Annotated in this window: 12 protein-coding genes; 7 read left to right on the top strand and 5 right to left on the bottom strand. The window is 70.8% G+C overall.

The window, feature by feature from the left end; genetic code table 11:
• Positions 1-83: 83 nt before the first annotated feature.
• The 7 genes from ABZ215_RS27595 to ABZ215_RS27565 all read left to right on the top strand — a co-directional run bounded on the left by ABZ215_RS27595 (position 84) and on the right by ABZ215_RS27565 (position 9,891).
• Positions 84-551 carry an FHA domain-containing protein gene (locus ABZ215_RS27595; protein WP_026153666.1) on the top strand — a complete coding sequence of 156 codons (468 nt, stop codon included), beginning with the start codon at positions 84-86 and terminating at the stop codon, positions 549-551.
• Entirely contained in the window at positions 548-1,873 is a 1,326-nt protein-coding gene (locus tag ABZ215_RS27590; RefSeq protein ID WP_020416272.1) for a PP2C family serine/threonine-protein phosphatase, read from the top strand. Before ABZ215_RS27595 ends, ABZ215_RS27590 begins: the two co-directional genes overlap by 4 nt.
• Positions 1,873-3,369, top strand: a complete 1,497-nt coding sequence (locus ABZ215_RS27585) for an FtsW/RodA/SpoVE family cell cycle protein (protein ID WP_020416271.1) — start codon at positions 1,873-1,875, stop codon at positions 3,367-3,369. Before ABZ215_RS27590 ends, ABZ215_RS27585 begins: the two co-directional genes overlap by 1 nt.
• Positions 3,366-4,832 carry a penicillin-binding protein 2 gene (locus ABZ215_RS27580; protein WP_020416270.1) on the top strand — a complete coding sequence of 489 codons (1,467 nt, stop codon included), beginning with the start codon at positions 3,366-3,368 and terminating at the stop codon, positions 4,830-4,832. Before ABZ215_RS27585 ends, ABZ215_RS27580 begins: the two co-directional genes overlap by 4 nt.
• 3 nt (positions 4,833-4,835) lie before the next feature.
• Positions 4,836-6,017, top strand: coding sequence for a serine/threonine-protein kinase (locus ABZ215_RS27575; protein WP_020416269.1), 1,182 nt, complete (start codon positions 4,836-4,838; stop codon positions 6,015-6,017).
• Between the two features lie 37 nt (positions 6,018-6,054).
• Complete coding sequence (pknB, locus tag ABZ215_RS27570; RefSeq protein WP_354952726.1) at positions 6,055-8,040, top strand: Stk1 family PASTA domain-containing Ser/Thr kinase; 1,986 nt, start codon at positions 6,055-6,057, stop codon at positions 8,038-8,040.
• Positions 8,041-8,154: 114 nt separating this feature from the next.
• A complete protein-coding gene (locus tag ABZ215_RS27565; RefSeq protein ID WP_354952724.1) occupies positions 8,155-9,891 on the top strand; it encodes a hypothetical protein in 1,737 nt (578 codons plus the stop codon).
• Here ABZ215_RS27565 and ABZ215_RS27560 read toward each other — a convergent pair.
• From ABZ215_RS27560 to ABZ215_RS27540, 5 genes are read right to left on the bottom strand one after another with little or no spacing between them, the layout of a single operon-like run.
• Complete coding sequence (locus ABZ215_RS27560; RefSeq protein ID WP_354952722.1) at positions 9,885-11,240, bottom strand: HAMP domain-containing sensor histidine kinase; 1,356 nt, start codon at positions 11,238-11,240, stop codon at positions 9,885-9,887. The genes ABZ215_RS27565 and ABZ215_RS27560 overlap by 7 nt on opposite strands.
• Positions 11,237-11,917 carry a response regulator transcription factor gene (locus ABZ215_RS27555; RefSeq protein ID WP_157358391.1) on the bottom strand — a complete coding sequence of 227 codons (681 nt, stop codon included), beginning with the start codon at positions 11,915-11,917 and terminating at the stop codon, positions 11,237-11,239. Before ABZ215_RS27555 ends, ABZ215_RS27560 begins: the two co-directional genes overlap by 4 nt.
• A 33-nt stretch (positions 11,918-11,950) precedes the next feature.
• The gene (locus ABZ215_RS27550) at positions 11,951-12,586 is read right to left on the bottom strand and encodes a hypothetical protein (RefSeq protein WP_354952720.1); all 636 of its coding nucleotides are present in this window, start codon (positions 12,584-12,586) and stop codon (positions 11,951-11,953) included.
• Positions 12,583-13,362, bottom strand: coding sequence for an ATP-binding cassette domain-containing protein (locus tag ABZ215_RS27545; protein WP_354952718.1), 780 nt, complete (start codon positions 13,360-13,362; stop codon positions 12,583-12,585). The genes ABZ215_RS27550 and ABZ215_RS27545 overlap by 4 nt, the downstream gene beginning before the upstream one ends.
• The gene (locus ABZ215_RS27540; protein WP_027935587.1) at positions 13,359-14,000 is read right to left on the bottom strand and encodes an aminodeoxychorismate/anthranilate synthase component II; all 642 of its coding nucleotides are present in this window, start codon (positions 13,998-14,000) and stop codon (positions 13,359-13,361) included. Before ABZ215_RS27540 ends, ABZ215_RS27545 begins: the two co-directional genes overlap by 4 nt.
• Positions 14,001-14,042 lie beyond the last annotated feature (42 nt).

The raw sequence follows: 14,042 nt of genomic DNA, 5'->3' as shown, positions 1-14,042 counted from the left end.
AAATCCCGTGTCCCGCAGAATGACCCCTGCGGGACGCCGCGGCGCACGCGTGCCACGGTCGGGAGAACAGAAGGCGGAGACACGTGCCGGAGCTGGTCGTTCAACTCACCAGAGTGGGCTTTCTCGTGCTGCTCTGGCTGTTCGTGCTGGCTGCCCTTCGGGTGGTGCGCTCGGACCTGTACGCGGCGTCGGGCCTGAAGGTCGCGATGCCCGGGTTACGCCGCGCCAAGGAGCAGAAGAAGCCGCGGGGCAACGCCAAGACGCCCCGCCAGCTGCTCGTCACCCACGGGGCGCTGGCCGGCACGCGGATCACCCTCGACGGCAGGCCGATCACGCTCGGCCGGGCCGACGACTCCACCCTGGTGCTGGACGACGACTACGCCTCGACCCGGCACGCCCGGCTGTCGCTGCGCGGCACGGACTGGTACGTGGAAGATCTGGGATCGACCAACGGGACTTATCTGGACCGGGCTAAGGTCACTGCACCCCTCCGAGTTCCACTCGGTGTCCCCATCCGGATCGGCAAGACGGTGATCGAGCTTCGCCCATGACACTCGTTCTTCGCTACGCGGCCCGCAGCGACCGTGGCCTGGTGCGGTCCAGCAACCAGGACTCGGTGTACGCGGGCCCCCGCCTGCTCGCACTCGCCGACGGCATGGGTGGCCATGCCGCGGGTGAGGTGGCCAGCAAGGTCGTGATCGCCTCGCTCGCCCCGCTCGACGACGACGAGCCCGGCGACGACCTGCTGACCATGCTGAGAGACGCGGTGGCCGGCGGCAACGCGGCCATCAGCGAACTGGTGGCGAACGACCCGGACCTCGACGGGATGGGCACCACGCTCACCGCGATGCTGTTCTCCGGTTCGCGCCTCGGCATGGTGCACGTCGGCGACTCGCGCGCCTACCTGTTCCGCAACGGGCAGCTCACCCAGATCACGCGCGACGACAGCTTCGTCAACGAGCTGCTCGAACAGGGCCGCATCACCGCGGACCAGGCCGCGACCCACCCGCAGCGCTCGCTGCTGCTCAAGGCGCTCACCGGGCACGAGGTGGAGCCGAGCCTGACCGTGCGCGAGGCCCGCGCGGGCGACCGCTACCTGCTGTGCTCGGACGGCCTGTCCGGCATGGTCAGCGACGAGACGCTGGCCGAGGCGATCCGCATCCCGGACCCGCAGGACTGCGCCGACCGGATGATCGAGCTCGCGCTCAAGGGCGGCGGCACCGACAACGTGACGGTCATCGTCGCGGACGTGGTGGACGTCGACTACGGCGAAAACGCCCCGATCGTGGGCGGCGCGGCCGGCGACGGCAGCGACCAGTACGACCACCAGGGCGACTCCCCCGCGGCCAGGGCACGCGCGCTGACCCAGCCGCCGCCTCCGCCGCCGCAGATGATCGCGCCGCCGGAGGAGCCGAAGAAGCGCCGCAAGTGGCGCTGGATCGTGGGCGTCCTGCTGGTGCTGGTGGTGCTGGGCGCGGGCGCGATCGCGACCCGCTACTTCGTGCTCAGCCAGTACTACGTCGGCGAGGGCGCCAATTCGGAGGTCGCGATCTTCCGCGGCGTGCCCGGCAGCATCCTCGGCATCCCGCTGCACCAGCAGGCCGAGGGCTCGTGCCCGTCCGGTGACCAGGTGTGCGACGAGCTGACCGTGCCGCAGCTGCAGCAGGACGCGCAGGCCGCGGTGCGCAACGGCGTGAAGAAGGACAGCCTGGCCGACGCGCGCGACTACATCGACAACTTCCTGCGCTACAAGACGCTGCGGGACTGCACCCAGACCACCATTCCCGGCGTGCCGACGCTGCCGAGCGAATCGACGAGCCAGCAGGCGGGGAGGGACTGCGCGACGACGACGGTGCCAGGTGGCGGTGGCTGATGAGCCAGCCACCGCTGTCGGACCAGGCAGCCTCCATCTACGCGACCAACCCCCCGCGGGAAATGCCGACCCGGCGTGGCACGGAACTGGCCATGCTGGGTTTCGCCGCGTTCATCGTGACGTGCGCGTTCGTGCTCGTGCAGGCGAACCAGGAGCAGGAGCTCTCCTGGTCGATCGTCTGGTACGGGCTGGCCTACCTGGGGCTGTTCTCGGTCGCCCACGCCGCCGTGCGCAAGTGGGCGGCGTACGCGGATCCGCTGATCCTGCCGTGCGTCGCGCTGCTCAACGGCCTCGGCCTGGTGATGATCTACCGGATCGACCTGGCCAACGCCGAGAAGGCGACGCAGGCCAGCAAGGACTTCACCGCGGACGCGCCGAAGCAGGTCTTGTTCACCGCGCTCGCGCTGGTGCTGTTCCTCGCCGTGCTGATCCTGGTCAAGGACCACCGGACGCTGACCCGCTACGGCTACACCGCCGGCCTGGTCGGCATGGTCGCGCTGGCGCTGCCCGCGGTGCTGCCCAGCTCGCTGTCCGAGGTCAACGGCGCGAAGGTGTGGCTGAAGCTGCCGGGCTTCTCCATCCAGCCGGCGGAGTTCTCGAAGATCCTGTTGATGATCTTCTTCGCGTCCTTCCTGGTGGCCAAACGCGACCTGTTCATGATCGCCGGCCGCAAGGTGTTCGGCGTCGAGCTGCCCCGCGCGCGTGACCTGGGCCCGCTGCTCATCGCGGCCGGTGTCTGCCTGCTGGTCCTGGTGTTCGAGAAGGACCTGGGCACCTCGCTGCTGCTGTTCGGCATCGTGCTGGTGATGCTCTACGTCGCCACCGAGCGCGCGATCTGGGTGGTCACCGGGCTGAGCTTCTTCATCGTCGGCTGCCTGATCGCCTACCAGCTGTTCACGCACGTCGAGCAGCGCGTGGCGAACTGGATCGACCCGCTGGCGACCTACTCCGACCCGGGCGGCGGCTACCAGATCGCGCAGGGCCTGTTCGGCCTCGGCACCGGCGGCGTCGGCGGCACCGGCCTCGGCGCCGGGCGCCCGGAGATCGTGCCGGAGTCCAACACCGACTTCATCACCGCCGGCCTCGGCGAGGAGCTCGGGTTCGTCGGGCTCGCCGCGATCCTGATGATCTACCTGCTGCTGGCCACCCGCGGCATGCGCAGCGCGCTGGCGGTGCGGGACACCTTCGGCAAGCTGCTCGGCTGCGGCCTGTCGTTCGCGATCGTCATGCAGGTGTTCGTGATCGTCGGCGGGGTCACCAAGCTGATCCCGATGACCGGCATCACGACGCCGTTCCTGTCCTACGGCGGCTCGTCGCTGCTCGCCAACTACATCCTGGTCGCCCTGCTGCTCCGCATCTCGGACGCGGCGCGGCGGCCCGCCCAGAAACCCCGGCCCAAGCAGCCGCAGCAGCAGGCTCCGCTGGCCGAGGCGCACACGGTGATGGTGCAGCGGCCGCCGGCCGGGGGCAATCCGACAGGGGAACCGACGGCATGAACAAGCCCATGCGCCGCGTCGGCATCGCCATGATCACCATGGTGGTGCTGCTGCTGGTCAACATCACCTACATCCAGGTGGTGAAGGCCGACGACTACCGCACCGACTCGCGCAACCAGCGGGTGCTGCTGGACCAGTACTCCCGGCAGCGCGGCAGCATCGTGTCGCAGTACGACGGCCAGGTGCTCGCCGACGTGGTGGCGACGAACGACAAGCTGAAGTTCGAGCGCCGCTACACCGACGGCCCGATGTACGCGCCGGTCACCGGCTACTACTCGGTGCGCTACGGCTCCGGCGGCCTGGAGCGCGCCGAGGACGACATCCTCAACGGCGAGGACCCGCGGCTGTTCGTGCGCCGCCTGTCGGACATGGTCACCGGACGGGACCCGCGCGGCGGCAACGTGCAGCTGACGATCAACCCGGCCGTCCAGTCGGCGCTGTACAACGCGATGACGTCGAAGGGCTACACCGGCGCCGCGGTCGCGATGAACCCGAAGACCGGCGAGATCCTCGCGATGGTCTCCACCCCGTCCTACGACCCGAACGCGCTGGCCTCGCACGACAGCACGGCCCAGCAGGAGGCGTGGACGCGGTTCACCGACGACCCGAAGGAGCCGATGCTCAACCGGGCGATCTCGCAGACCTACCCGCCGGGCTCGACGTTCAAGCTGCTGGTCGCGGCCGCCGAGCTGGAGAACGGCGCCACCGCCGACACCCCGGTGAGCAACGCGCCGAACGTGCAGCTGCCGGGCACCCGGGTCACGCTGGAGAACTACGGCGGCGCGGCCTGCCCCGGCACCACGTTCAAGGAGGCACTGGCGCACTCCTGCAACGTGCCGTTCGCGACGTTCGCCGGCCAGCTGGGCGCGGACAAGCTGAACCAGATCGCGGTCAACTTCGGCATCGGCACGCCGCTGTCGATCCCGATGAACGTGGCGCCGTCCAGCCTCGGTGAGATGGACTCGCAGGCCGCGCTGTACCAGAGCGGCATCGGCCAGCGCGACGTGCGGCTGACCCCGCTGCAGGACCTGATGCTGTCCGCCACGATCGCCAACGGCGGCATGGCCATGAAGCCGCAGCTGATCAAGAAGCTGCTCGCGCCGGACCTGTCCGACCTGGAGACCTTCTCGCCGCAGGAGCTGACCGGCACGCCGGCGCTGTCCGCGGAGAACGCGGCCGTGCTGCGCGACATGATGATCGCCTCCGAGGCCAACACCAAGGGCGGCGGCAAGCGCGCGAACATCCAGATCGCGTCCAAGACCGGCACCGCCGAGCACGGCACCGACCCGAAGGCCACGCCGCCGCACGCCTGGTACACCGCGTTCGCGCCGGCCGCCGACCCGCAGATCGCCGTCGCGGTCATCGTCGAGTCCGGCGGCAACCGCGGCCTGGAGGCCACCGGTGGCACCGTGGCGGCCGAGATCGGCCGCGCCGCGATCAACGCCCAGCTCGGGGGTGGGTAGCGCATGCTGTCCACCGGTCAGCTGCTGGCCGATCGCTACCGTCTCGTCCACCGCATCGCCGTCGGCGGGATGGGCGAGGTCTGGCAGGCCAGCGACACCCGGTTGGACCGGATCGTCGCGGTGAAGGTGCTCAAGGCCGAGCTTTCCCAGGACGCGGAGTTCCTGCACCGCTTCCGCACCGAGGCGCGCACGACCGCGTCGCTGAACCACCCCGGCATCGCGGCCGTGCACGACTACGGCGAAACGGTGGCGGGCGAGCACGCGATCGCCTACCTCGTGATGGAGCACGTCGACGGCGAGCCGCTGGCCGGGATCCTGATGCGCGAGGGCAGGCTGGCGGCCGACCGGACGCTGGACATCCTCGAGCAGGCGGGCAATGCGCTGCAGGCCGCGCACGAACGCGGTCTGGTGCACCGGGACGTCAAGCCGGGCAACATCCTGGTCACCCCGAACGGCACGGTGAAGGTCACCGACTTCGGCATCGCGAAGGCGGCCGACGCGGCGCCGGTGACCAGGTCCGGCATGGTCATGGGCACCGCCCACTACATCGCGCCGGAGCAGGCGCTCGGCCACGACGCGGAGCCGGCGAGCGACGTGTACTCGCTGGCCGTGTGCGGTTACGAGTGCCTGGCCGGGCACCGGCCGTTCCTGTCCGAGAACGCGGTCACGGTCGCGATGATGCACATCCGCGACCTGCCGCCGCCGCTGCCGCCGGACGTGCCACCGCACGCCCGCGCGGTCATCGAGGCGACCCTGGTCAAGGACCCGCGGCAGCGCTACAACAGCGGCGGCGAGTTCGCGGCCGCCATCGCCGCGGTCCGCAACGGGCACGCGCTACCGACGCCGTCCGGACTGGTGCAGACTTATGCCCCGGTCGTCGGCCCGGTGGCTGCCGTCGGCCCGGTTTCGCAGCCGGCGATGCAGCCGGTGAGCCCACCCGGTATGCCGCACCCGAGCGGGGTGCTGCCGATGCCGGTGCCACCACGGCGGCGGGTGCCGATCGCCGTGTGGGTGCTGCTGGCCGTTCTGGTGGCCGGGATCGTGGTGGTTCTGCTGGTGCTCCTGCCCGACTGGGGCGGCGACAGCGGAACCGGCCGGGTCCCGGGCGGTCAGGTCGGCACGACCGACATGGTTCCCGGCACGCGGCAACTCCCTCCCCCCGAAGAGACGACCTACGAGGCATGATGAGCACACCTTGGACGGAACGGAACGGCTTTCTCCGATGACTGCACCCAGGATGCTGTCCAACCGCTATGAACTGGGCGACACGCTCGGTTACGGCGGCATGTCCGAGGTCCACCACGGCACGGACGTCCGGCTGGGCCGCGAGGTCGCCGTGAAGATCCTGCGTGCCGACCTCGCCCGCGACCCCCAGTTCCAGGAGCGGTTCCGCCGCGAGGCGCAGAACGCCGCGGCGCTGAACCACCCGGCGATCGTCGCCGTGTACGACACCGGTGAGGCGCAGACCGAGTACGGTCCGCTGCCCTACATCGTGATGGAGTACGTCCGCGGCCGGACGCTGCGGGACATCGTCAAGACCGAGGGGCCGCTGTCGCAGAAGCGGGCCATGGAGGTCATGGCCGACGTCTGCGCCGCGCTCGACTTCTCGCACCGGCACGGCATCGTGCACCGGGACGTGAAGCCGGCCAACGTGATGATCACCGACCAGGGCGCGGTCAAGGTGATGGACTTCGGCATCGCCCGCGCGATGCACGACGGCCAGGCCGCGATGACCCAGACGGCCGCGGTGATCGGCACGGCCCAGTACCTGTCGCCGGAGCAGGCGCGCGGCGAGGGTGTGGACGCCCGCAGTGACGTCTACGCCGCGGGCTGCGTCCTGTTCGAGCTGATCACCGGCGAGCCGCCGTTCACCGGTGACTCGCCGGTCGCGGTGGCCTACCAGCACGTGCGGGAGGACCCGAAGGCGCCGTCGGCGGTCAACCCCGCGGTGTCGCCGGAGCTGGACGCGATCGTGCTGAAGGCGCTGGCCAAGGGCCCGGCCAACCGGTACCAGTCGGCCGCCGAGATGCGCGCCGACCTGGTGCGGACGCTGTCCGGGCAGCGGCCGTCGGCGCCGATGGTCATGACCGCCGACGAGCGGACGCAGGTGATCGGCGGGGCGCCCGGCCACGCGGCCGACTACGACTACGACCCCGACGCGGTCGAAGAGGACGAGAAGCGCCGGAAGCGCAGGCGTGTCACGGCCGCGGTGATCTTCACGTTGATCGCCCTCGGGCTGATCGCGTTCATCATGTGGCTGGCGGGCGCGTTCGAGTCGAAGCCGGCGACCGCGATGATTCCCGAGGTCAACGGCCAGCAGCAGGCGCAGGCCGAGGCGACGTTGCGGGACAAGGGTTTCACCAACATCGTGCTCGCGGACAAGCCGTGCGTGCGCCAGCCCAACGGCGTCGAGACCTGCTCGGCCGACGCGATCGGCAAGGCGATCAACACCGATCCCGCCGCCGGCGTGAGCGTCGCGCTCGACCAGAAGATCACGCTGTACATCGGACGCGCGCCGGCGAACGTCGCGGTGCCGAGCGTGCTCGGCAAGACCCGGGAGGAGGCCCTGGCCCTGCTCAACCAGGTCGGGCTGCTCCTGGACCCGAACGTCCAGGAGGTCGACGTCAACGACGAAGACCAGTACGGCAAGGTCCAGAGCCAGAACCCGAACGCGAACACGCAGATCGCGCAGGGCAGCACGGTGTCCATCAAGATCGGCAAGACGCCGAACATGGTGGAGGTCACCGACTACACCGGCCAGCAGTACGACGTCGCGAAGGCCGGCCTGGAGGCGCTCGGGTTCAGGGTCAGCAAGCAGGAGGCCGACTCCGACCAGCCGGAGGGCCAGGTCCTCAACCAGAAGCCGAACGCGGGCCAGCAGCGCGAGGGCTCGACCGTGACCCTGACGGTGTCGAACGGGTCGGAGCAGAGGATCTCGATGCCGGACCTGCGTGGCCTGACCCAGAACGAGGCGCTGCAGCGGATGCAGCAGCTCGGCTGGGACGGCCAGGTGAACTACCAGTCCGACAAGCTGTCCGACGAGGACATGGACGGCAAGGTCACCGGCAGCGTGCCGACGGCGGGCAGCCAGATCAAGAAGAACGAGACGATCACGCTGCTGATCGGGGATTCCGACAACAGCGGCGGTGGCGGCGGCAACGACAGCACGACCCCGACCACGCCGACGCGGATCCCCGGATTCCCGTAAACCCGTGAGTGACGAAGGGCCCGCTTCCCCCAGGGGAGGCGGGCCCTTTCGTTTGGCACACGATCAGCGAGTGGCTGTGACAGAACTGGCACACAACGCGAATAGCGTGCGGACATGGTCTCCGCTCCGCCGATACCCCCTGCCCGGATTCGGGAACCCGATCTCGCCTCGCGCGAGCCGATCGAGAGCGGCAAGCGATGGCAGGCGGTCGTGGCAGTGGCCGGTGGGACCGCCCTGATCGCGGCACAAGCCGCGCGGTACGGCAACTGGATCGTCGACGACGCCGCCATCACGTTCGGCTACGCCCGCGGTTTCGCGGAAGGTCTGGGGCCGGTTGTGCAGCCCGGCGCGGAAGCCGTGGAGGGGTACTCGAATCCCACGTGGACCGCGCTGCTGGCGATCGGCAAGCTGCTCGGCTTGTTCGACCGGGGCGCGATCCTCGGCATCCCGGACTACGTCCTGTTCCCGAAGGCGCTGGCGCTGGTGTGCTGTGCGGGCATCCTCGCCGCGGTCCACTCGGCGGCGACGGTCGTGGGGCGTCGGCCTTGGGTGGTGACCCTGGTCGCCGGGGTTGCGCTCGCGTCCGTGCCGTCGTTCGTGATCTGGTCGTTCTCCGGTCTGGAGAACTCGCTGTACGCGCTGGTGGTCGTCGCGCTCGCGGTGACGGTCTTCCGAGCCGTCCTGGCCGGGCGGTTGCGGACGCGGGGGGTCGCGGCGGCGGCCGGGGTACTCGCTGCGGCGGCGGCCCTGACCCGGCCGGAGGGCGCGGTCTACGCGGCGGTTTACCCGCTGGTGTTGCTGATCCACCTGCGCGGGCCGGTGCTGTGGTCGAGCGTCCGGCACGTCCTCGTCTCGGTAGCGGCGTTCGCGGTCCCGTACGGCGGGTACCTCCTGTGGCGTTACGCCGAGTTCGGGCGGATGGTGCCGAACACCGCCGTGGCGAAGAAGCAGGGCGTGCCGGAGATCGAGCAGCTGACCCGCGCCGGTGACCTGGTGCAGTACCTCGGGGCGCCGGCCGTGCTCGTGCTGGTCGTCCTGATCGGACTCGCCCTCGCCCGCTCCTCGTCGTGGCGAGACGGTCTGGTCGCGTTGCTGGTGCCGCTCGGTCTCGCGTCGCTCGCGTACGCGGTGCTCGAACCGGACTGGATGGGCCAGTTCCGGTTCGCCACACCCGTGTGGGCGCTGCTGGCGTTGATCGCCGCGCTCACGACGGTGGAGGTCTTCCGAGCCGCGCGAGCGCGTGGCCGCGCACTGATCACAGTCGCGCTCGTCGCGACGCTGCTGCCGTCCGGTGCGGTGCTCGCGGAGGCGGGCGAGAAGTTCAGCCGGACGCCGACACTGCCGATGTGCTTCATCGCAGACCGGTTCGGGCGGATGTTCAACCAGTACGCGGACATCCTGGGCGTGCAGGAGGGCTCGGTGCTCGAACCCGACCTGGGGGGCACGGCCTTGACCAGCCGGTTGCACGTGGTCGACCTGGCCGGTCTCGTGGACGCGAAGATCGCGGACTTCTACCACGACGGGGACATGGCGGGACTGCGCGACCACGTGTTCGAGACGGTCCAGCCGACGTTCGTGCACTTCCGCTTGTACTGGGGCGGAGTCACCGGACTCGCCGGCGATCCACGACTCGCACGCGACTACGTGCCGCTCTACGAGTACCCGCTCCCGGCCGAGTACGGCGGCGACTTCGTGCGCCGTGACGTGGCCGGCGACCCGGTGCTGCTCGACGCGGCACGGGAGTACGCCCGGGAGACGATCCCGGTGACGGAGAGCCGGATCAACGCGTGGGGCCTGCGGCAGTGCGGTGACACGCTGGCACCGGGACAGACGACGCTCGGACTTCACTGACCCCGCGGCAAGACCACGGTGAACACCGCACCGTCCTGTTCGGACACCGTGATGCGGCCGCCGTGGATGCGGGCGTTCTCCTGGGCGATCGCCAGTCCGAGTCCGCTGCCGGAGGTCGCCGTGCGCGCCCGGTCGCCGCGGGCGAAGCGGTCGAAGACCAGCTCGCGGAGATCCTCGGGAACACCCGGACCGGAGTCGGCCACTTCGGCCGTGACCACCCCGGGCCGCGTTCCGTCGATGGTGACGGTGATCGGCGCGGCACCGTGGGTGAGCGCGTTGGTCAAGAGGTTGCGGGCGATGGTGTGCACCCGCCGCGGATCGGCGCACACCGTCACGTCGCCGACCGTGTGAAGGGTGGTGCCGTCAGCGCCACCGACCAGGTCGATCGCCTCCGCCCACAGGTCGGCCAGGTCCAGGGGGCCGGCATGGAAGTCGGCCACACCCGCGTCGAACCGCGACATCTCCAGCAGGTCCTCGACGAGGTTCGCGAGGCGCCGCGATTGCACGGAAAGCAGCCGGGCGGCGCGCTGGCGGGCGTCCGGGTTCTCGCTGTCGACTCCGTCGGCGGCGGCGACCACCGTCGCCACCGGTGTGCGCAGGTCGTGTGCGACGTCGGCGACGAAACGGCGCTGCTGTTCCTCTTTCGCGCGCAGCTCCGCGATCGACCGCCCGACCTGCTCGGCCATGGCGTTGAACGACCCGGCCAGGTCCGCGAGCTCGTCGCCTCCCCGAACGACCAGGCGCGTGTCGAGCTCACCCCCGCCCAGCCGGATCGCGGCGTTCGCGACCGCCCGCACCGGCCGCTGGATCCGCTTGGCGGCCACCATCCCGCCCGCGATCCCGAGCACCGTCACCAGCAACGCCATACCGGCGAGGTTGCGCCGCAACTTCGACAGGTCCGCCCGCAGCGCGTCCAGGGTGTAGTACTCGACGAGCACAACGTGCTTGACGGGCGACCCGGCCAGCACCAGGAACGGTGAGTTCTCGGGCTCGGTGCCCAGCGGCTCGTCCCCCGCGCGAGCGGCGGACAGCAGCCATCCCGGCACCGCCACCGGCGGCTCGGCGCCGTGCAGTACCGCCTGCTCGCCGGTGTAGTCGAACACGCTCCACGCGACCGCGTGTTCGCGCGACATGTAGTCGATCACCCGGTCGGTGGACAAGTTCTGAGCGACGAACCGCACCTGGGCGAGATCCGACGCGAAGTCGGCGCGCGACGCCGAGTGGAAGCGCCGCGTGGTGTCGTTCGACTGGAGCTGGTAGGCCGCCAGCGCCATCGCCGCCGTCGCTGCCACCGTCACCACGACGACCGCGGCCGCGATGCGTGCGCGCAGACCGAAGTGCGGCCTCATGGCCTGGTCAGCCGGTACCCGAGGCCGCGTACGGTCCGAATCAGCTCGGGATGCGCGGGATCCTTCTCGATCTTCGCCCGCAGCCGGGCCACGGCGGCGTCGACCATGCGCGAATCGCCCACGTAGCCGTAGTCCCAGACCCGTTTGAGCAGCATCTGCCTGCTCAGCACCTGCCCCGGGTGGTTCGCGAACTCGACGAGCAGTTTCAGCTCGGTGGCGGTGAGGTTGAGCTCCGCCCCGTCGGCCCGCACCGTCAGGCCGTCGGTGTCCACCTCGAGGTGACCGACCTGCAACTTCGGGGTGGACGGCGCGGCACCGCGCCGCAGGATCGCCTTGATCCGGGCGTCGACGACCCGCGGTTCGACGGGTTTCACCACGTAGTCGTCCGCGCCGCCCTCCAGCCCGACGATGACGTCCACCGGGTCGCCGCGCGCGGTCAGCATGATGACCGGCACCAGGCTGCGGGCCCGGATGCGACGGCAGACCTCGAAACCGTCGACGTCCGGCAGCATGACGTCCAGCAGGATCAGGTCGACCACGCGTGCGCCGTCGAACAACTCCGCCAGCGCGCTCTCGCCGGACTCCGCAACGACCACGTCGTGCCCGAGCCCGCCGAGCGCGAGCGAAAACGCCTCCGCCAGTGCTTCGTCGTCCTCAACCAACATCACCGACGCCACGAACACCCCCAAACCGGTGTTCCGGCACGATACTCAAGCCCGCCGGTGCACGAGCCAGCCCGTGGCCGCGGCACTCGCCACCAGCAGCAGCGCGCCACCGAGCAGGCCGAGCGCCACCGCGCCGCTGTGGGAGCCCGCGCCGGTCAGGGAGCGCAGCATCGGGTTCACCACCGGCACCCACCGGACCAGCAGCACGACCCCGAGCAGCGCCAGCGCGGCCAGCACGGTGTAGCCGATCCGCGGGAGCAGCAGCCGCGAGCAGGGCAAGCCGAGCGCGATTCCGGCCGCCGCGCAGGCCGCGTGCGCTACCACCCCGTCGGTCAGGACGGCGGCGGGCAGACCGTGGTGCACCAGGGCCGCCCACGCCAGGGACACCGCGGTGAGCACCACGCAGCAGAGCGCGGCCGCGGCCACGAACCCGGCGAGCACAGTGGACAGCCGGCGGGCGTGGACCAGCGTGATGAGCCGCTGAACCGGGTCCTCGGCGTCCACCAGCGCGATGGTCAGCCAGCACGCCACGACCGTGAGACCGCCCGCGCTGACGGCGAACTCCGGCGGAACCGGCGCCGTCGGATCGTTGTACAGGACGGCGAGCAGGACCAGGTAGGCCAGCGACGGCGGCAGCCAGCGCTGCGAATGCCCGAGCAGCGCGAGCTGGTAGCGGATCACCGGCGTGCCTCCGGGGTGTCGACCCGCACCACCGACCAGCCGCCGCTCAGCGCCTTGAGCAGCAGTTCGTCCGCGCTCTCCGCGGCGACGGTCAGTTCGACGTGGTCGCCGTCGTGGTGGGTGGCGAGCACCCCGGGCAGGTCCACCGAGCCGGAGCCGCGCAGCACCACGCGTGCGGCCCGGTCCACCACCCGCAGCACGCCGTCGGTCAGGCGGAAGACCTCGGTCGCGTGGGCGTGGGCGCGCTCGTCGCGGTGCTCGGTGAACACCACGCTCGCCCCGCGGGCGCTGGTCTCGGCGATGATCTCGGCCAGCACGCCGTGCGCGTCCGGGTCGAGCCCGGACCACGGTTCGTCCAGCACGAGCAGGTCCGGTTCGGTCAGCAACGCCTGGGCCAGCCCGACTTTCTGCGCGTTGCCCTTCGACAGCTGCCGCAACGGGGCGCGCGGGCCACCGGCCAGCGCCAGCCGGTCCAGCAGCGCCCGCGGGTCCACTTCGGATGCTCCGGAGATCCGGCCGAGGTGCCGCAGGTAGGCGAGCGCGCTCATCCGCGTCGAAGCCGGCAACCGGTCGGGCACGTACCCGACGCGCGGGCGGCCGGTCACCGTGCCGGACGTGGGCCGGGACAGTCCGGCGAGGATCCGCAGGAGTGTCGACTTGCCGGAGCCGTTGGCGCCGACGATGCCGACCACGGTCCCGGGGCGCACGTCGAGGTCGACCCCGGTCAGCACCGGGGCGTCACCGTAGCGCTTGCCGACCCCCAGCAGCCGGATCACGCAGCGGCGGCCTTCTGCAACGCCGCGACCTCACGCTCCAGCGCGTCGACCACGGGCGCCTGGACCGGGTGCCCGGCGGTCGCCATCCAGTTCGCCAGCATCCGGTGACCGCCCTGCGTCAGGACCGACTCGGGGTGGAACTGCACGCCCTCGACCGGCAGCTCGCGGTGCCGCATGCCCATCACCACACCGGACTCGGTGCGCGCGGTGACCTCGAAGGAGTCCGGGATCGTCTCCGGCAGCACGGTCAGCGAGTGGTAGCGGGTCGCGGTGAACGGGTCGGGCAGGCCGGCCAGCACGCCGCTGCCCTCGTGGTGCACCTGGCTGGTCTTGCCGTGCAGCAGCTCCGGCGCGCGGTCCACCGTCGCGCCCCACGCCACGCCGATCGCCTGGTGGCCGAGGCAGACGCCGAGCATCGGGGTGTGAGTGTCGGCACACTTGCGCACGACGTCGATGCTCTGGCCGGCGCGCTCCGGGGTGCCCGGGCCGGGCGAGACGAGCACCCCGTCGAACTCCGGCACGCGGTCGAGGTCGACGACGTCGTTGCGCCAGACAGTGCATTCGTTGCCGAGCTGGGCCAGGTACTGGACCAGGTTGTAGACGAAGCTGTCGTAGTTGTCGACGACCAATACGCGCATGCCGCCCAGCGTACCGGCGTCCACGATGTGGACCGCAATTCA

Source organism: Amycolatopsis sp. NPDC006131 (genome assembly GCF_040614175.1).
In the GTDB taxonomy this organism is placed as follows: Bacteria; Actinomycetota; Actinomycetes; order Mycobacteriales; family Pseudonocardiaceae; genus Amycolatopsis_E; species Amycolatopsis_E tucumanensis.
Note: the sequence above shows the minus strand (reverse complement) of the source record. Positions and strands in the feature narration are given on the sequence as shown.

What these genes read in the sequence shown, in the direction of transcription:
- ABZ215_RS27590 (WP_020416272.1), top strand. Translation starts at nt 548, where the DNA reads ATGACACTCGTTCTTCGCTACGCGGCCCGCAGCGACCGTGGCCTGGTG.
- ABZ215_RS27585 (WP_020416271.1), top strand. Translation starts at nt 1,873, where the DNA reads ATGAGCCAGCCACCGCTGTCGGACCAGGCAGCCTCCATCTACGCGACC.
- ABZ215_RS27580 (WP_020416270.1), top strand. Translation starts at nt 3,366, where the DNA reads ATGAACAAGCCCATGCGCCGCGTCGGCATCGCCATGATCACCATGGTG.
- ABZ215_RS27575 (WP_020416269.1), top strand. Translation starts at nt 4,836, where the DNA reads ATGCTGTCCACCGGTCAGCTGCTGGCCGATCGCTACCGTCTCGTCCAC.
- pknB (WP_354952726.1), top strand. Translation starts at nt 6,055, where the DNA reads ATGACTGCACCCAGGATGCTGTCCAACCGCTATGAACTGGGCGACACG.
- ABZ215_RS27565 (WP_354952724.1), top strand. Translation starts at nt 8,155, where the DNA reads ATGGTCTCCGCTCCGCCGATACCCCCTGCCCGGATTCGGGAACCCGAT.
- ABZ215_RS27560 (WP_354952722.1), bottom strand. Translation starts at nt 11,240, where the DNA reads ATGAGGCCGCACTTCGGTCTGCGCGCACGCATCGCGGCCGCGGTCGTC.
- ABZ215_RS27540 (WP_027935587.1), bottom strand. Translation starts at nt 14,000, where the DNA reads ATGCGCGTATTGGTCGTCGACAACTACGACAGCTTCGTCTACAACCTG.